The organism is Corynebacterium sp. HMSC036D03, from assembly GCF_001836185.1.
GTDB classification, from domain to species: domain Bacteria; phylum Actinomycetota; class Actinomycetes; order Mycobacteriales; family Mycobacteriaceae; genus Corynebacterium; species Corynebacterium simulans.
Window position 1 is genome coordinate 186,931 of sequence record NZ_KV827743.1, and the last position, 18,187, is coordinate 205,117.

13 protein-coding genes and 1 pseudogene are annotated in these 18,187 nt (G+C 58.4%); 2 read left to right on the forward strand and 12 right to left on the reverse strand.

Features of this window, described 5'->3' with window-relative positions; genetic code table 11:
• Positions 1 to 90: 90 nt before the first annotated feature.
• The 9 genes from HMPREF2692_RS08030 to HMPREF2692_RS08070 form a co-directional block, all read right to left on the reverse strand.
• A complete protein-coding gene (locus HMPREF2692_RS08030; RefSeq protein ID WP_070823328.1) occupies positions 91 to 1,929 on the reverse strand; it encodes a FadD32-like long-chain-fatty-acid--AMP ligase in 1,839 nt (612 codons plus the stop codon).
• A 102-nt stretch (positions 1,930 to 2,031) separates the two neighbouring features.
• Positions 2,032 to 2,967, reverse strand: coding sequence for a cutinase family protein (locus tag HMPREF2692_RS08035; protein WP_062043126.1), 936 nt, complete (start codon positions 2,965 to 2,967; stop codon positions 2,032 to 2,034).
• An 11-nt stretch (positions 2,968 to 2,978) separates the two neighbouring features.
• Positions 2,979 to 3,470, reverse strand: coding sequence for a DUF732 domain-containing protein (locus HMPREF2692_RS08040; RefSeq protein ID WP_246818252.1), 492 nt, complete (start codon positions 3,468 to 3,470; stop codon positions 2,979 to 2,981).
• Between the two features lie 44 nt (positions 3,471 to 3,514).
• Positions 3,515 to 5,482 carry an alpha/beta hydrolase-fold protein gene (locus HMPREF2692_RS08045; RefSeq protein ID WP_070823330.1) on the reverse strand — a complete coding sequence of 656 codons (1,968 nt, stop codon included), beginning with the start codon at positions 5,480 to 5,482 and terminating at the stop codon, positions 3,515 to 3,517.
• 261 nt (positions 5,483 to 5,743) lie between these two features.
• The gene (locus HMPREF2692_RS08050; protein WP_061925041.1) at positions 5,744 to 6,766 is read right to left on the reverse strand and encodes an alpha/beta hydrolase; all 1,023 of its coding nucleotides are present in this window, start codon (positions 6,764 to 6,766) and stop codon (positions 5,744 to 5,746) included.
• Positions 6,767 to 6,991: 225 nt separating this feature from the next.
• Positions 6,992 to 8,770 (reverse strand): arabinofuranosyltransferase AftB family protein, encoded by a 1,779-nt coding sequence (gene zomB, locus HMPREF2692_RS08055; RefSeq protein WP_061925044.1) that lies wholly within the window; start codon positions 8,768 to 8,770, stop codon positions 6,992 to 6,994.
• A gap of 110 nt (positions 8,771 to 8,880) precedes the next feature.
• A complete protein-coding gene (locus HMPREF2692_RS08060; protein ID WP_061925046.1) occupies positions 8,881 to 9,876 on the reverse strand; it encodes a decaprenyl-phosphate phosphoribosyltransferase in 996 nt (331 codons plus the stop codon).
• Positions 9,873 to 10,400, reverse strand: a complete 528-nt coding sequence (locus HMPREF2692_RS08065) for a phosphatase PAP2 family protein (protein WP_061925049.1) — start codon at positions 10,398 to 10,400, stop codon at positions 9,873 to 9,875. Before HMPREF2692_RS08065 ends, HMPREF2692_RS08060 begins: the two co-directional genes overlap by 4 nt.
• On the reverse strand, positions 10,390 to 12,369 hold the full coding sequence (locus tag HMPREF2692_RS08070) for a glycosyltransferase (RefSeq protein ID WP_061925052.1): 1,980 nt from the start codon (positions 12,367 to 12,369) through the stop codon (positions 10,390 to 10,392). Before HMPREF2692_RS08070 ends, HMPREF2692_RS08065 begins: the two co-directional genes overlap by 11 nt.
• A gap of 212 nt (positions 12,370 to 12,581) precedes the next feature.
• Here HMPREF2692_RS08070 and HMPREF2692_RS08075 point away from each other — a divergent pair, with 212 nt between their 5' ends.
• Entirely contained in the window at positions 12,582 to 13,892 is a 1,311-nt protein-coding gene (locus HMPREF2692_RS08075; protein WP_070455320.1) for a hypothetical protein, read from the forward strand.
• 8 nt (positions 13,893 to 13,900) lie between these two features.
• Here the strand turns inward: HMPREF2692_RS08075 and HMPREF2692_RS13260 are convergent, their stop codons facing one another.
• Positions 13,901 to 14,443 carry a three-helix bundle dimerization domain-containing protein gene (locus tag HMPREF2692_RS13260; RefSeq protein ID WP_061925057.1) on the reverse strand — a complete coding sequence of 181 codons (543 nt, stop codon included), beginning with the start codon at positions 14,441 to 14,443 and terminating at the stop codon, positions 13,901 to 13,903.
• Positions 14,444 to 14,734: 291 nt separating this feature from the next.
• Here HMPREF2692_RS13260 and HMPREF2692_RS12725 point away from each other — a divergent pair.
• Positions 14,735 to 15,125: pseudogene (locus HMPREF2692_RS12725) on the forward strand (type I restriction enzyme endonuclease domain-containing protein); the annotation flags it as partial.
• Here the strand turns inward: HMPREF2692_RS12725 and HMPREF2692_RS08085 are convergent.
• Together HMPREF2692_RS08085 and glf are read right to left on the reverse strand one after the other, a co-directional pair.
• Positions 15,122 to 16,618 carry an ATP-binding protein gene (locus HMPREF2692_RS08085; protein ID WP_246815048.1) on the reverse strand — a complete coding sequence of 499 codons (1,497 nt, stop codon included), beginning with the start codon at positions 16,616 to 16,618 and terminating at the stop codon, positions 15,122 to 15,124. The pseudogene HMPREF2692_RS12725 and the gene HMPREF2692_RS08085 sit on opposite strands and share 4 nt — an antisense overlap.
• Positions 16,619 to 16,870: 252 nt before the next feature.
• The gene (glf, locus tag HMPREF2692_RS08090) at positions 16,871 to 18,067 is read right to left on the reverse strand and encodes a UDP-galactopyranose mutase (RefSeq protein ID WP_070455318.1); all 1,197 of its coding nucleotides are present in this window, start codon (positions 18,065 to 18,067) and stop codon (positions 16,871 to 16,873) included.
• Positions 18,068 to 18,187: the final 120 nt, after the last annotated feature.

Genomic DNA, 18,187 nt, shown 5'->3' on the forward strand with positions numbered 1-18,187 from the left:
CATTTTGTTAACTTCTGTCACGATAACAACTCACCTCTGCTATATGGCAGTGCAATACAGCAGAGGTGTAAAAGCGATTAGAGCGCCGCGTTAGCTCGCGAGGAAGTGCTTCTTCGCTACACGGCGTGCAATCTTCCCAGAAGAAGTGCGATTGATTTCATGCGCGCTAAACCAGCGAATGACCTCCGGTGTAATACCGTGTGCCTTCGAGACGGCGGTACGAATAACCTCAGTCGCTGCTTCATCGCCTGCAGAATCTGCATCATCAGCACGTTCGATCAGCAGCACTAGCTGCTCGGTACTGCCACCTTCCACAGAGAAGGCAGCGATGGAATCTGGTCGCACATGCGCCGAGGCCTCCTGGACGGTCGCCTCGATATCTTGCGGGTAGTGGTTTCGTCCCGCAACCACGATCAAGTCCTTCAAACGGCCCGTGATGTAGAGGTGACCATCCACGATGGTGGCAAGGTCGCCCGTGGCCATCCACTTGTCATCTTCCGGCGCCCCAACAACGCGGGAACCCTCCGGCAGGCGCGTGGCCAAAGTATTCCGGAAAGTAGAAGCTGTCTCGTCCTCGCGGCCTAGGTAACCGGCTGCCATGTTGTCGCCGTGCAGCCACAGCTCGCCGATCTGGGCGTCGGCAAGCTCAGCCTTGGTTTCTGGGTCCACGATCGTCAGATACTGAGCAGGCATGCCCTGACCATTTGATGCAAAAGCCACCGTCTGATCGGACTTAGCCTCCACAACGGCCTTGCCTGCCGTCAACTGCTCACGGTTGAAGTGCGTGATGAGCGGGCGCTCGCCTTCCTGCGGAGTAGCCACCATCAACGCTGCCTCTGCCAAACCATAGGAAGGACGCATAGCCTCGCGCTTGAGCCCGTATTCGCTAAAGACCTCCCAGAAATTGTCCACTGCAGTCTCTGTTACAGGTTCGGAGCCGATGACAATGCCATCGACATGCGACAGATCAATATCCTCACCCGCAACCGGTGCGCCATAACGAGCAGCCAGCTCGAGCGCAAAGTTCGGAACCACGGCATAAATTCCCGCAAAGTTCTCATCACCCGGCTGACGGCTAATCTGGCGCACCCAACGCTTCGGCTGCTGCACGAAGTCACGCGGTGACATCATCTCAAAGTTCAAGCCCAAAATGGTGGCGAAAGAAGCCAAAATAATGCCCATATCGTGGTGCAACGGCAGCCAGGAAACGATGCGCGGCGGCGTCTTGATGTGTACCGCAGCAAAAATCTGCAGCACATTCGTCAAAATCGAGCGGTTAGTCAGCAACACGCCCGCTGGAGTGCGGGTAGAGCCGGAGGTGTACTGGAGGAAAGCGGGAGCGTCGACGGGCGCTGCTGCTCCCTCACCGGCGCCTTGTTCAACTGGATTCTTCCACGAAGCCGCGAGCGAATCCGGCAGAGAATCGATGGAAATCACGCGTGGGCGCTGCGCCGACGGCAAGTCTGCGAAGTAGCGGCGAACTGCGGCTGCAGAAACATTGTTGGTCAGAACAATCGAAGGATTCGAATCTCCAAAGACTGCGCGCAGGTGCTCGGAGTGCCCCGGCTCGTTCGGATCATAGAGTGGCAGCGGCGTCATTCCCGCATACATCGCGCCCATAAAGCCAAACAGGTACTCCGGAGAGTTTCCGGCAAGAATAGCCACGCGGTCCCCTACTGCGCCGACCTGCTGCAGGCGCGCGGCCACGACCTTGATTCGCTTGTTTACTTCTGAGCGCGTGAAATCGCGCGGGGCACCAGCTGGGTCATCATCAAAGAGCCACTGGCGCAAAACCGGGCGATCAGGAACTCCTGATTGTTGTTCCATTTCAAAGACGTGCTCACAAAGCCCCGGCAGGGTCAAGTGAGGCGGCAGAACAATGCGACCATTCCCGTCAAAGAACTGGCCAATCAATGCTTGGAGGTCCATCTAATCTCCTTTTGGGCTTAGATTGTTTACTTTTGACATTAAAAATATCATCTCGGAGACGCAGAGCGTTACATAACGTGGCCATTTTAAGTTTGAACGGAGTTAGGTGCGGTCGATAATTTCCCGCGCCCAGCCGACGACCCATTGGTTGGCAGTGGTACCCGGAATCACGTTCGAGTTAGTGGCATACATCGCGTGCACACCGTTTGCTTCAATGAGCCCGCGTGCGCGCTCAAGGCCGTTTGGGCCATCGAGTGGGGCATCACAGATAGAGTCATCAGGTGCACAAATCTGGAAGGTGCGATCTGCCAAGGAGCCGAAGCCATTTGCACGCGGCCCGCGCATGGATGCTCCAGGAACGATGCCTTGGATGAGCATGCCAACCGGCTGCAGAGCAATCTCTGCACCGACACCAGCAACGGGCACACCGGGGTTCTGGCCTACGCCTGCTTGGCGACGCCCATCTGCCACCAACGCAACGCCCGAAACAGCCTCGGCTGGGATTGGGCCATTGCCACCACCGATGCGGTCTGCGACGTCGCCCGCAATGACAGCACCCTGAGAGAAACCGGCGATGATGAACTTGGTGGCTGGGCAGTTCTCGTGCATGGTGGTCAGCTCGCCCTCGAGGCGAGAGGTACCCTCATCACGGGATTCGTCGTAGCTCATCTCCTGTTGAGCGTTGATGTTTTTAAACTGCGCGGTATAAGGCAGCGTCCAGACCTTTACGTCTTCAGGAACGTAGGCCTCCTTCAGCGGGTTGCTGATGGAAAGCATGAAGGACTTGGGGTTGGCGGTCGGGTTGATGGGGTCATCATCGGCCTTGGATTCCCAAGTGCCAGGGGCAGAAATCACTTCGAAGCGCGGGCACCAATCCGGCTGGGCAGGGGCCTCGACTCCCCCGCCCTGCTCGGTGGGCACCGGCTCACTCAGGTTGTTGGATTCTCCTGCCTTGTTGGCGTTTAAGAAGTGAACCGCTCCCGCGCCGATGACAGCTAATACGACGAGGACGGCAACAACCGTGAGTGTTTTTCGCATAAATTTCTACCTTATTTAGCACACAGGGTGCCGCGCGCTTGGTCCGTGAGGACAGCGGTTAGCTCCTCATGTGACAAAGGTGCGCGGCCCTGCTCGATGAGCTGACCTGCAACAGCGGGGATGGTTACGGCATCGCCTTCGTTGCACGCAGCTTGGCCTGCACCGATGATTTGATCTTCTGCACCTTCTGTTTTTACTCCAGCTTTCTGAACTGCAGCTAGGAAATCTTGCTCAGGTCCCTGAGTCCGGCTAGGCGAAGGGATAGCGGAGATTTCCCGGGCGCCACGGTCTTCAGGCTCATCGCTTGCCGAAGCAGCGCTGGATTCTGAAGAGGACTTTTCGTCCGAAGAATCCGCCGACTGCGAGCTAGCTTCAGAGGCGCTTTCAGAAGCACTTGCAGGCTGCGGAGAACGCTCGAGCGGGGCGACTTTCGTCTGCTCGGGAGAATTCTCGCTTTCAACCGTTGCGGAACCACAGGCGCTTATGCCGAGTGCAGCAGCCATGAAGGCTGCGCACATTACAGGAACCCGGAAGGAGGTACGCATGATTACTTCTTTTCCGCCTGAACGCTGCCCATGATTTCGCGGATCTCACCGTGCTGGAATGTCTGGGAGATGCCGCCGGCTGCGATCTGGTTGTAGTCACTGGTTGGCCAGCCGAACTCGCCCTGCTCGAAACCGCGCTTGCCCCACTCGTCCATGATTGCGCCGTACAGAATGTAGTGCGCACCGGATTCAGCGGACCAGTAGATGTTGCCGTGCTCGAATTCTTGGAAGAAGCCGCCCTTGATTGGCTTTTCGCCACCCTTCGGGAAGCCCAGCGAGGAGGACGGGCCGCCCAGCTCCTTGTACTTGGCGCCGATGGCACCGTGGACGATGGAGTGGGACTCATCCGGGTTACGGGTCAGAACGCCATTCTGGAAGTCCTGTGCGAAGCCCTCGCCGACCTTAGTGACCGGACCGGTTGGGTACTTCAGGTCGCCGCCTTCGAAGCCGTTCTTGCCCCATGCCTCAACCATGTCACCTGGAATAGCCCAAGCGCCGGTTTCTGCGGTCCAGTAGATGGAGCCGTGCTGGAAGTGAACGAAGCGACCCTTGCCGTCTGGGGTCTTGGTCTCGCCGGTGGTTGGGAAGCCCAGCCAGGAGGTCGGGCCGCCGCTTTCTGCGTAACGTGCGCCGATGCGACCGAAGATGGCGTGTGCACCAGTCTCTGGGGACCAGTAAGCGGTACCCGCCTGGAAATCCTCGGCCTTACCGCCGGCGACGTCGTACTCATTGTTCAGGCAGGAGCCTAGGATGCCGGACTTGGTTGCCTCTGCGATAGCTCCAACCGGGGTGCAATCTGCGCCGCGGTCTTCCTTAGCGATGCCGAGGGCGTCGGCCATGACTGGCCAAGCCTCGCGCATTTCGAACTGCCAGTATTCCCAGCTGTGAACGCCAGATGGGCGGAAGCGGGAAACAACTGGCACACCGGCGCGCTTCGCGTAATCGACGAAGGTCTGGGTAGACATACGGGAGATGACCTCGAGGCCAACGCCAGCAGCATTTGCAGGGCCCTTTGCCACGGAGCTCAGATTGCCGTAGTCGTCCTTACCGGAGCCGGCGGAGACGTAGACCTTCATGTCCTTGAGTGCTTCGATGCCCAGCTTCGGATCATGGTCGATCCAATCCTGAGAGTAGTGCGGACCCCACATGTTGGTAGAGGTGTATCCGCCGGCGTCCATCTGGGCTGCGGCGATAGCCTCAGGCATGCCCTGCGTGGTGGTGTCCAGGTAGCCAGAGAAGGAACCAACGAACTGGAACAGGTGCGGGTTTCGCTCCGCCAAGTTCATAGCCGCGGTACCGCCCATGGAGATGCCGGTAACGGCGCGCTTCTGGTTGGAACGATAAGCCTTATCGAGAATCGGGACGAGCTCCCTAGTCAGGAAGGTCTCCCACTTGTAGTTGCGGCCATTGTCCGGCTTCTGCCAGTCAGAGTAGAAAGAGGACTCGCCGCCCACCGGCATGATGAGGTTGACGTTGCGCTCAGCGAACTGAGTCTCGATGTCGGTCTCGATGGTCCAGCCGGACTCGTCATCGCGTGCGCGCAGGCCGTCGAGTGCCCATACCTCTGGGAACTTCTTATCCGGGCTGGAGTACCAGTCACGAGCAAGCTGGATCTGGACAACCTGCTCCTTGTCCGGCATCGCTGCGGACTTGATGTAGACGCGCAGGTTGCGGTTGGTCAGGTATTCCACGCGGGAAATATCGACGCCTTCCGGAAGACCCTCAACCTCTGGGTACTCGGTCTGAATCGGAGTACGCTCCGGCGGGGTGCCAGGAGCGAAAGCATCGGATAGGTTGGAGCTACCCAGGTTCTGTGTCAAAGAACCAAGGGAGGACTGAGCCGTTGCATTCGGCAGGAGAGACAGGCCCACCGCTACAGCAGTAGGCAAAGCTGCGATGGCCAGACCCTTACGAGCCTTGGTCGGGGAACCTGGAGAGCGCAGGCTGGATGCAGACGCATTTTTACGCATAGATGAGTCCTTGTATGAAGTCGAGGTTTTAATGTCGAGGTAGCGGACTAGGCGTGGTTTCCGAAGGTTCCCCTCCTCCGGACTTTCCTCATCTAGGCCGCGAAGTGCTGTCTATTGTGTGCTCAAGTTTAAGTTGAACTTGAGACTTTTCATAGAGGAACACGCCCAAAACACAAAACCGGCCGCAGGAAAACCTGCGGCCGGTTAAGAACCCATCTAGGACAATTCGCCGGAGCGATTCCTAACGAATTCCCTAGATGCTTACCAAGCGTTCATCACATTGAGAACCTGTGGCTTAGAGTGCTCCAGCTGGTAGCCAAACTGTGCCCAGTTGTGCAGACCCTGCATTGGGTAGTTGGAAGTCACGCGCAGACCAGTTGCACGAGCCTTTGCCTCCCAGATACGGGTGGTAGCGCCAGCGAACATCTCCAAAACGGCGCCAGACAGCTGATGCTGCGGCAAGTAACCTGCATCGCCTGCACCTGGGATACCGGAAGCTGCAGAGATGTAGATGTCAGTGTTGCGCAGACCGCCCATGACGCGGAACGGATCGTTCTCGAAACGGCGCGGGCTAACCAGAGAACCGTACATTGCGTTGATGTTGAATCCGCCGGCGTCGAGAAGCGCGAGGCGCATAAAGGTCTGCGCACCCGGCAAGGTGGTGGTCAGGTAGCCGGAGTAGGACAGAACCTGGCGGAACTGGTCTGGGTGCTTACCGGCCAGGGTGATGGCTGCGGTGCCGCCCATGGACAGACCAGCGATAGAGTTGTTGTTACGAGCAACGCCGAAGTTGCGCTCCAGGTAGCCAGGCAGCTCGGAGGTCAGGAAGGTTTCCCACTTGTAGTTGATCGGGGAAACAGCGTTGTAGGTAGCCGGGCCCTCCCAGTCAGCGTAGAAGGAGGCCTCTCCGCCAACCGGCATTACGAGGGTGATGTTGTGCGGCTCGTAGGTGCGGGCAGCATTTACGTCGTTGATCCAAGCGTTGGTGCGGTTCGTCGCGCGCAGGCCATCCAGCAAGTACAGACCAGCGTTGCCGCCGTTCTTAGCCGGCTGAATCTGCACCGGAATGTTGCGGCCCATTGCTGGGGACCAAACGTCACAGCGCTGCACCCACCAACCGACGGCATCCCAGTCACAGGTGCCCGTGGCATCAGCACGCAAAAAGTCGCGGTTTGCAGCGGACGCTTCCTGGCTACCGGCGGCAACAGCGAGTCCAAGCGCAACCGCAACGGTCATTACGGCTGTGAGAACACGCGCCTTGAGACCCGAGCTCAGTGAAGTCATGTCTCTCCTTTATGTACTTCTCAACAAGAGCTAGATAGAAAAATTTAGTGCTACTGACACATATCGTCGCCACATCTGGAAACGTTAACGTCACAGAAATATAACGAGGAATCTCTAGCAGCTTAACCCACTTAGCCAGCAAAGTCCCATCCAGAACCACGTTCGCTGAGTAGGCGCAGGGCAGTTTAGGGAAGCTGCCACGCCGTAACGGAGATTAAACCCCTATCATTTCCCAAGGTAATCGCCAGGATCTTCGGAAAAAGTCAGGGTGCGGCCGTCGGTTAGCGCGAATTTGATGTTTTCGAAAAATCTCTTCGCATCAAGCGGATCTTTGTAGGTGGCAAACAGCTTCTGGAAGTCCTCAGTCTGCAAGGCTTTGCGCGCCTTCCGGGTTTCTTCCTTGTCGTACCAGGATGGCAGCTCGTCAATGTCCACCGCGGTCTGCGCCGCCTGCCAATATGTCGGCAGGCTCTTGTCGTGACCGATGCGGCCGTCGGCGATGCGTGGTTGGCGGGCGGCGAGCGGCGTCGCCAAGCCGATGTCATCGAGCACGCGCACCTCGAGCGGTGCGTTCATAGAAGTCATGCCCATGTTGATGAAGTAGACCGTGGGTAATTCATCAATGCTGGGGTCTCGTTCGATGCCCATCCAGCCATAGGCATTCTCCTCACCCTTCTTGGCATAAAGAACGGCAAGGGCGTCGCCGGCTTCGAGCTCATCCATGCCCTCTTGGTAGTGCTCAATAAAGCGCATGTGGTCGAAGTCTTCCACCGAGCGCGGCGGGTGGCCGGTTTGGTGCTTGGTGGCATGCGTCCAGAACTCACGCTCGTCGACGATGTTGAGCGGGCGAGAAAAATCATCCCAGTCAACGGAATGCCCACGCAGAACAATCACGCATGCCCAGATTGCACAGATGGAGGTGGTGACAGCGCCAAGGATGGAGCGCAGTGGAAGGACGAAGACGGGCAGCAGCAGCGCGAAGAGCGGCAGCAAAAGCATTCGGCCGTGCATGAAGTCACCGCCGACGCGCAGGACATAAATCAGATGCAAAAGACCGGCCGCGAGCAAAAGGTAGGCTGCGGTGGCCGGAGTACGAAACCCACTGGGACGCAGTTCACGACGCAGGCTCCACAGCGCCCACGCGGCGAGGACAATGAGCGGTAAGTAGAGCGCATACGGCAGAGCGAAGTCGCCCAAATAGTTAAAACCGTGGCTCCACGCTGCGCCGGATGCGGACTTCGCCACCGCAGTGTGCGGGGTAAGTAGGCCGTAGTAGCCCATGCGGAAAATCTGGTAGCCCAGTGGCAATGGCAGCGCCGCAGCGAGAATGCCGAGCCATGCTTTCCAATTACGGTGGGCAGCCAGCAGCAGCACACCAACCAGCCCGCCATAGAGAGCGAGCTCCGGGCGCACGAGCCAGGACAGACCAGCCCAGACAGCCAGCCAATATGGCATGGAGTCGCTGGCATTCGCCGCATGCTTATCGACGCCCCGAGCCCACTTCAGCAGCATCCACCACAGCACAGCCAGATAGAAGATGGCTAGGCCCCATTCGAGGCCGGAGGTGAAAAAGTCGCGAGCTGGTGGCAACGCGAGGTAGACCAGTGCGCCGGCAGGAGCGACGAGGGTTGCGCTCTTGCCCCGCGAAACAAGACCAGCGGTGGCAAATGTGCCGAGCGCCATCGCACAGACAGAAAGGAAAAGCCCTAAGTAGATGGCAATGCCTGCGAGGTCGGCGCTAGTGATCCAGCGCAGCAGCAGGATCAGGTACTGCCAGAGCGTGGAGGTGTTAGCCTCGACGCGCTCGCCCATGTTGAACACGGGGCCATTTCCGGCTTCGAGGTTGCGTACGGTGCGCAGGACGATGAGGCCGTCGTCGGAAATCCAGCGGCGGACAAAGCCTCCCCAAAAAGAAAAAACACTAATAACAATCACCGATGCCACGGCACTGAGCCGGACCAGATTCTTGTTATTAGTGTTATTCACGGGGTAAAAGTTTAACATTACCCATCTTATTTGGTTATATTCCTGGCTTTGTGCTGCCAGAATACATTCCTTATGGTGTCATATTCCGTTCCTGTAGAGCGCTCTGCCCCTGTAGAGAACCCTGTTCTCTACAGCATCGGCATGATGTAGACCGCCATAGCGATGCAGGCCAGCCACGCGAGCGCAAGGACTTGCAGTGCTCGGTCTTCCAGGGCGATTTCGTCGGGAGCGCCGCCATTGCCGCGGTCGACGTCAGCGGCATAGCGCAGCACAGCGATGGTAAACGGGACCATCGAAACCTGGTACCAGACGCCAGCTGGGCCATCGGCGGCGTTGGAAAGCTGGAAGCCCCACAGCGAGTAGGACATGACCAAAGCGGTAGCCGCAAGGGTCCAGACGAAGCGGAGGTAGGTCGGCGTGTAGCCCTCGAGGGACTTGCGAATCTTGGCGCCGGTGCGCTCCGCAAGAAGAATCTCGGAATAGCGCTTACCGGAAGCCATAAACAGCGAGCCGAATGCCGCAACCAACAGGAACCACTGCGACAAGACGATGCCCGCGGCAACGCCACCGGCCATTGTGCGCAGCATGAAGCCAGAGGAAACCAGCGCGATGTCGATAACCGGCATGTGCTTCCAGCCAAAGCAGTAGCCCAGCTGCAAAGCGATGTACACAGCCATCACGATTGCCAGCTGTGGGCCAGCGGTGGCCAGGAAGGACAAAGCAATGGAGCCAACGATGAGCACTGCCGCCATGGCGTAGGCCAGGCCAACCGGTAGGACGCCGGCGGCAATCGGGCGGAAACGCTTGGTCGGGTGCGCGCGGTCAGCTTCGACGTCGCGTGCGTCATTGATGAGGTAAATCGAGGACGCGCCCATGCAGAAGACGATGAAGGCAAGGAGGACGTCGAGAAGCACGCGCGAATGGAACAGTGCGTCCGCACCCGCTGCTGCTGGAGCAGCGAGGACGAGGACATTTTTGACCCACTGCTTTGGGCGGAGGGCCTTTACCATTCCGTCGGCGAGGTTCTTCGGCGGCTTACGCTTGCGGCCAGTGTCGATGCCTGAAGTATGCGGTTCAGAGTGGAACACGCGCTGCGTACCGTCGTCGTGGTGGGAATCGCTCACGCGGTCTTCCTTTCGTAGCGGGTTAATGCCTCTGCGGTGACTGCGCCGATCGCAGCTCCAACCGCGGTATCCGTTGGATAATGCACTCCGAGCACCATACGCGAAGCCATCATCACGGGCACGCCGACAAGCGGCGCTGGGGTGGACAAAAGATGCGCGACGGCGACGAGGAACGCGGTTGTCGACGTCGAGTGGGAAGAAGGAAACGACAGCTTAGACGGCGTTGCCACGCCCACACGCACGTACGGGTAATCGGGACGCTTGCGGCGAACGATGCGCTTTAACACAACGCTGGCCGCATGGGCGGTAAAAGCACTCGCGCCGACGTATGCCCACTGGCGAGCCTTCGCTTTGTCCGCGCGATTGACCACGTACATGAGAGCGGAAGTTCCCATCCAGCCCAGGGCATGCTCACCCAAGTGGCTAAGGCCGCGGGCGGCAGGTACAACTCCAGGGACGTCGAAAGCTGCGTTCTGGATGCTTTCCAGAACGTGTGATTCCGCTACAGAAAGCTTACTGGGCATCGAATACCTTCTTCCAGGATTCGCGGGAGGTCAGCTCCGGCATCGCGGCGCGATACTGCGCCTTCAGATCGTCGAAGTTCTCCTCGATCTCCTTGAGCAGGCCGCGGGTCTGCTTGACGAGGTCGGTGGCCAGATCGCGGTCGCGTTTGCGGAAGGCCACGCCGGTGCCACCTGCGGTGGAAACTGTTGCGGAGTCCACGCGGGACAGGGTGAACCAGCGCGCTTCGTCTGGGGTGAGGTTGAGCTGCGGCGCCTCGTGGTGCGCGCGGTCTTCCTTGGTGACCAGGTGCTTTGCGGACTTCAGCAGCCATGGCAGCTTCTTGACCTTGCCGAGGCGGCCGCCGATGTTGCGGGTCGGTACGCCCGGCGCGCCGGTCGGAGCTGGCAGTTGGTCGGCAGACTCGATGATGACGGCATCGGAGTAGTTCTTGCGGATTTCCGCGATGCGCGGCAGGGAGGATTCCAGGATGTCGAAGAGGTGATCTGGGCCGGCCAAGAAGTCCTTCATAGCTTCCAGCTGGATAGCCATGGTGGAGTATTCCATGCACATCGTGTGCTTGAGGGTGGACTTGAAGATGGACTTCGTAATGCCCTTGACGTCGCCGTCGTGGTACATCGCAGCGACGATGAGACGGTTGCGCAGGTGGAAGTACGCCTGCCAATCGATGGCGTCGTCCTTGTCCGCCCACGCCATGTGCCAGATGGCAGCGCCTGGCCAAGTCACGGTTGGGAAGCCGTTAGCGGCTGCGCGCAGGGAGTACTCGGTGTCATCCCACTTAATAAACAGCGGCAGCGGCTGGCCGTTGGTCTCAGCTACGACGCGCGGGAAGAGGCACATCCACCAGCCATTGTATTCGACATCGACGCGGCGGTGCAAAGCGCGGGAGTCGTACTTGCGTGGGTCGAGGTGCGACTGGGCGTCGCCAATAGCGCGCAATGGGTACTTGGCGAAGTCGTGGTCGTAGACCGCGTGCGGCGCCCCGCCCCACATGAAGTCGTGCTTGTTGACCTGCTCGCCGGTGGTGCGCAGCTGGGAGCGCTCCTGCAGGTTCAGCATCTGTCCGCCAACGATGATCGGCTTTGCGGCGTATCGCGCGGCCTGAACTGCGCGCAGGATGGAGTCAGGCTCGATGGCGATGTCATCATCCATGTAGAGGATGAACGGGGAATCGGTGTTCTCCAACGCCTCGTACATGATGCGGGAGTAGCCGCCGGATCCGCCCAGGTTGCCCTGACGGAACTCGCGGAAACGCGGGCCGAAGTGCTCGACGGCCTGCTCGTAGCCTGGCTCGTCTGCTGGGTGCTGGTTGCCCTGGTCCGGCATAAGGACGTAGTCGATGATGCCGTCAACCACTGGGTCCTCGGCGAGAGCCTGCAGCGCTGCGACGGCGTCGGTTGGGCGGTTGAAGGTAGGAATGCCCACGGCAACGCGCTTTTCCGAAGCCGGCAGTTCGGTGCCATCGGGCAGGATCTGTGCCTGTGGGGCATGCGGTGCGCACCATGCCGCATTAGAAAGGACGGTTTCCTTCTCTGCGGTGATGTCGAACCACAGCCAGCCGCCGTCTTCGAAGTTCTTCAGCGGCAGTTCGAAGTCATGGTGACCGCTGCCGACCAGGTGGTTGGCCACGGAGATGCGCTGACCGTCCTGCTTGGAGCGGTAAATGGACACGTTGGCTTGGCCTTCGAGCTCGAGGGAGAGCACGATGGACTTCAGCTGGGACCAGCGGCGCCAGTAGGAAGCAGGGAAAGCGTTGAAGTAGGTCTCGAAAGAAGCCTCTTCACCCGCTGGAATCGTCACCGCAGTGCGGTTGGTCCAGCTCAGGCGCTCGCGGTTTTGCTCGGACTCGATGAGATAGAGCATCCGGACGTCAAAAGGCTCGCCGCGCTTGGGCAGCAAGATTCGCTGAACAGGTTCGAAAACGCGGGTTTCGCTGCCAGCGGCGCTGGCGGAGGGATTGTTGGCAGTCACGATTACTTCGATTCTCCAAACGGTTTTATGACAATATTCAGTCAAACAGCCTAGTGGTTTGTGGCCGATAACCTCGCTCCCACACGGATTCAGGGCTGCAGTGACGCATATTTAACACAACCCGGCCGTGAGCACTACGATTAATCCGAGCCTAAAGAGCCATAAATGCGCTCGCATTCTCTATCTCTTTAAGAGCGGACTCTATTTATCTAATGAAATATCTTTTCCAGCTACTTGCCGTAGCTTTCTTGCTGGTGACGCTGCCAGCAACGGCACACGCCGCTACGCCCACGGTGGAGATTTTTGATGAAGGTAATCTGCTTTCGCCCTCGGATGAATCAGCTCTGCGCCAGGAATCGGAGGCACTCGACCTACCTCCTGAGGTAAGCCGGATTCTGTACTTCACCTATGAGCACAACCACAAGGATGTATCGACTGATGCATTGGAATACCTGCGAGACAACGCCCGCGGCCTGCTGAACACGGATGGACGCAGCCTTAGGGAAGGAACGCTGCTCATCGGCGTTGGTTTGGATCCAATGTCATCGACTGCCCGTTGCAGTAATGATGTGTGCGAGGCGATTTCCATCGAGAAGCCGGGGCGCCTGGACGGTATTCTGGACCAGATGGAAGCGCCGGTGCGCGGCGGCAACTACACCGTCGGCCTGCTTTTAGCGGCCAAGGCTGCGGGCGATCCCTCTATCTCCCGCGAATCGACCACGGGGCTTCCGGGCTGGAGCATCTTCATCGCGATATCAGTGCTGGCGGTCACGATGCTCGTGGCTTCATTTCTGTATTCGCGCAGGGTAACCGCCCGTCGACTCCTCGAACAGCTGGATTTCAACCGTGGTACCCTCCCGGCTGCCACAAAGTTCATCATCGAGGGCGACAAAATCGTCGCGGGACTTAATACCCCGCTGATTAACGAAGCCTTCAAGGCTCAATGGGAACAGATCAAGGCTGACTATCGCCGGGTAAAGCCGAATATTGTGGCACTGGATTCGATGGATCCTTCGGCTAGCACTTCCCTACTTTTCCAACACAGCAGGTCGATTACGCAGGGTTACCGCCAGTTGCGCCGACTCAGCACTGCGAAGGCGCAGCTGGATGATCTCCAGCGCATGGCTAAGGGCGAAAAACTCACGCGGTCAACTGAGTTGGCATGGTTGAAAGCAGATATGCAGAAAGCTTCTGCAGTGGCAAAAAGCGGAGACCTTCCGGCGACGAGCGCGATCAGCGCCCTTCTCGAGCGCATTGAGATCTTGGAAAAGGATCTTTCTCGCGCGGATTTCTCGGCGCAGTTCGCGCGCCTTCTCGCCGACTACCGGCCCATCATCGGCGCGCTGCCCGAGCGGCTTTATGCCCACGGCGAACTCAATCAACAGCGCTCAGTTCCGCCGCAACTAGGCGAGCAGGATTGGCATCCAGGCATGGGCACGCACTACATGCCCTATAACTACGCCGAGTTCTGGGTAGCCAACAGCGCTATTGATGAAAAACTGCCGCCAGCCTATCGCTTCTAGTTGTGAGATTAGGCTTTGACAGGGGCCTTATCGCCCGCTGGCTCGATGCCCAGCTTGCCCAACATATAAAGCACGCGTGCGCCGAGGTCGTCGATAAGTTCGCGCTCTTCCTCTGGCGTATTGGCCGCAGCGATATCCCAAATCTTGATGTCCTTGCCAGCTTCGTCGCGCGGGATGTCGCGGCCTAGGTATACGATGAAGTCAGGCATGCTGACCATGCGGTTGTTGGGGTCAACCTCGGTGTGAAAATGGGCGGCGTCGACAAACAAGGCGTCACCGGCCTGTTCCTTGGTCAATTCAACAACCTTCTCCGCAAGGGCGTGGTTGGTGCCAGCAGAGAAACGAACATGGATGCGGTGCCCGCCGAAGTATTCTTTTACCTCACGTTCAACCAGAACAGGGATGAATTCTTCGACCGTTGCACCGGCAGTATGGCGCGCGATTGCCGCGTCTACCTCGGCGTCGATTTCAGCGGCAGCGTGAGTGTTGCCGTACAGGTCGTGGAGGTCCTGGCGCAGGGTCGCGAGGCGGTGATCATTGAGATGCGTCATGGTACTCACCCAATTACTTTCTGTTCTCTGTTTGTTAACCTAGTGTTAACTTTACGGAGTTTCACCCCCGCATTCAACACCGACCCGCGGCACACGTAAACCGGCAAAGCGCCGGCGTACAGATACAAAAAGCCCGCCGAAGAAGATTCAAAGCTCCTCGTCGGCGGGGATTTAAGCAGGCAAGCTGTTTTAGTGGCCGCGCTCCTGTTCAAGCGCCTTGCCTTCATTCCAGAACGGGGCCAGCTTGTTGTCGAACATGCTCAGCGCAGAAGCGATCGCCATGTGCATGCCATCGCCGAACTCATCCGCCCGTCCAAAGCGATTGTCAAGGACAAGCAATCGCGGTGAACAATTCACCCCGCCACTAGGCAATGACGAGCTCACCTTCTTCGACGCGGTGTCGACAAACGAATCCGCAACCGAGCTCATGGACGAAGTTCTTGCTGAAATCGCACGCCAGCTCGTTTCCATGCTGCGTCGCGATGCAAAGACCGACTGAACAGTACGCGATGACGTACGTGCGAAACTACGCCGCTCGGTCCGCAGGTTGCTTCGCGACTACAAGTATCCACCGGACAAGGCACCGGAGGCCATCAAGCTCGTGCTTGAACAGATGGAGAAATTCGCGCCGAGGTATTCAGCGGCGGCGCACGAACAAGGTGACGTTGAACGCCGTGGTTAGCCCTGCAGCCGATAGCGCTGCTTCGGGCTCTTCAGCGGCTCAGTGCGCACGATGACGCCTTCCTCAACAAGTTCGTTAATGGTCCTGCGCACGCCGTTGAGGGACAGCCCTGCAGCCGCTGCCAATTCGCGGCTGGACGCTGTCCTGTGTTCGCGCAGATAGTCGAGCACGCGCCCGCGGGTTCCGCCACCCAACGCCGCGGTGCGCTCCGGGGTAGTCGGATTTCGCCGCGCAAAGGTGAGCTCAAATTCGGTTAATGAATCCCGTGGTACCGGCGGCGGCAGCAGCTGCCGCTCCAGTTGGTCGAGAATCTCGATATATCCGGTACCACGATTTTCCGCAATGTACCCGTCTCCGTCACCGGCAGGAGTCACCTCCAGCAACGCAGACAAATGCTGATTGCGCGCGCTAGACATACCCGCAGTGCCCAATCGATCAACGGTGACCGTTCCATAAAGACCACCGGGGTTAAGGATCTCCAGCCGGTCGACATACAGGTTCACTTGTACCTGCGTGCCCCGCGCCTGCGGCGAATAATCACGGTGCATAAGCGCATTAGCGACTGCCTCACGCACAGCCTCCGGAGGGTAGTCCGGCAAGTCCTTACGGAAGACTCCCTCGATTACGCCTCCGACGCGCATATTGCGTCGGACTGCCCGCACGGCATCCGCGACCAGCACCGGAATGGGCCCCACCAGACTTTCGTTGTCGAGGAAGCGCTGCTTGCCTATTCCGGCCGATTTATCGGTGCCGGGATATGCTGCAAAGGTCACGTTGAGCCGCGGGAAAAACTGTTGCGGGTAAGTGCCCGCTGCCATAAGTCCGCCCAGAGTTGGCACTAGTTTTCCGTTGTCATTCCGGGTAATCAGGTGGAGCGCTAACATCGCCTCTTCATCGCTCAACCGTCCAAAAATGCGTTCATGGATGGAGCACTCGCGGGCCAAGATCTCGGCCACAATGTCAGGATCCAGATCGTCGATGTCAGCAGCCGGAACCGGCTCCAGATCCCATTCCGGCTGGGTCTTGTTTTCCTCCAGCCTGTCGATCTCGTATGGCTTTAGTACGCGGTCCCCATCATGGACCCGGATATAGCTGCCGTGATACTTCGACTGAGAAACGACCCAGCAAGGCTTCTCAAAAGGAGCACATTCGGGAATGGTGCCAACGACAATGCTCGCGCCCTCCCACTCAACAATGTCGATCTGGGCGCGAACCGACGGGGTCACGAGGTCTGCACATGCGCCAGCCAGGGCATCCGCCATGGCGGTAGCATCAAAGCCTGGTACCGGAACGAACCCGTTGTCTTCATCCAGCCCCAAGATGATGATTCCACCGGTTCCGTTAGCAAAGGCAGAGATAGAGCGAACAAGCTTCTTGGGAAAACCTCCCGCAGCTGCCTTGACCTCTACGGCGCGCGTATCGGTGCCCTGAGATCGCAGGCTCCCAATGATCTCGGCGATCTCCGCCTGGTCATCGTCCCAGACCACAATCACTCACCCCTATCAGCGCTCAACGCTCCTGAACACCCTCAAACACTACACACAACACTACACACACTGTGGTGTGTTGTGTAGTGTTCGCACGTGTTCCTCGTCCAAAATCCTCAAAGTAAGGGTTGATTTCGCAGGTCAATCATAGCTTTCCCGGCCTGCGCAACACTACATACAACACTCCACCCAACACTCCACAGTGTGGAGTGTTGGGTGGAGTGTTGAGTGTTAAGTGTTATGTTGACGGAGTTCGGCTTAGTGGCCGCGCTCCTGTTCGAGGGCCTTGCCCTCGTTCCAGAACGGGGCCAGCTTGTTGTCGAACATGCTCAGCGCGGAGGCAATGGCCATGTGCATGTCGAGGTACTGGTAGGTACCCAGGCGGCCGCCGAAAAGAACGTTGTTCTCGCGTGCCTCGGCGGCAGCGCGGCATCGATAAGCCTCGAGCTTGGTGCGGTCCTCTGGAGTGTTGATTGGGTAGTACGGCTCGTCGCCAGACTCGGCGAAGCGCGAGTATTCCTTCATGATGACAGTCTTATCTTTCGGGTACTTATCCTGCCGTTCTGGGTGGAAGTGGCGGAACTCGTGGATGCGGGTGTAGTCAACGTCAGCATCGTTATAGTTCATCACCGGGGCGCCCTGGAAGTCGCCGGTCGGCAAGACCTCAAGTTCAAAGTCCAGGGTGCGCCAGCCCAACTCACCCTCAGAGAAGTCGAAGTAGCGATCCAACGGGCCGGTGTAAACAACCGGCGCATCCGGATTCTCTTCGCGAACTTGTTCGCGAACCTCGAACCAATCGGTGTCCAGCTGGACGTCGATAAGCTCGTGCTTCGCCATGTTCTCCAGCCATGCCGCGTAACCGTCTACCGGCAGGCCCTCGTAAGTGTCGTTGAAGTAGCGGTTGTTGAAGGTGTAGCGAACCGGCAGACGGGTGATGTTGCCCGCCGGCAGCTCCTTCGGGTCGGTCTGCCACTGCTTTGCGGTGTAATCGCGGATGAATGCTTCGTAGAGCGGACGACCAATAAGAGCGATGGCCTTCTCTTCCAGGTTCTGCGCCTCATCAACGTCGAACTCGCCGGCCTGATCCTTGATGAGCTGGCGTGCCTCATCCGGCGAGTAGTACTTGCCGAAGAACTGATTGATAAGGCCCAGACCCATTGGGAACTGATACGCGGTGCCGTTGTGCATGGCAAAGACGCGGTGCTGATAGTCGGTGAAATCAGTGAACTGATTGACGTAGTTCCACACGCGCTCGTTAGAGGTGTGGAACAGGTGCGCTCCGTACTTGTGCACCTCGATGCCGGTCTCCGGCTCCGCCTCGGAGTAGGCGTTGCCGCCCAGGTGGTTACGGCGCTCGACAATGAGCACCTTCTTGCCCATTTGAGAGGCCGCACGTTCTGCAACGGTCAGGCCGAAGAATCCGGATCCAACAACGATGAGGTCATAAGAAGTCATGTACCCCACCTTATTGGAGATCGCCCTTGTCGCCGGGGATGACACCCACAAAGAACTTCATCAAGAATGCACTTTTGACGCGTGTCGGAACAGAATTAACAGAAACAACATAAGTAACAT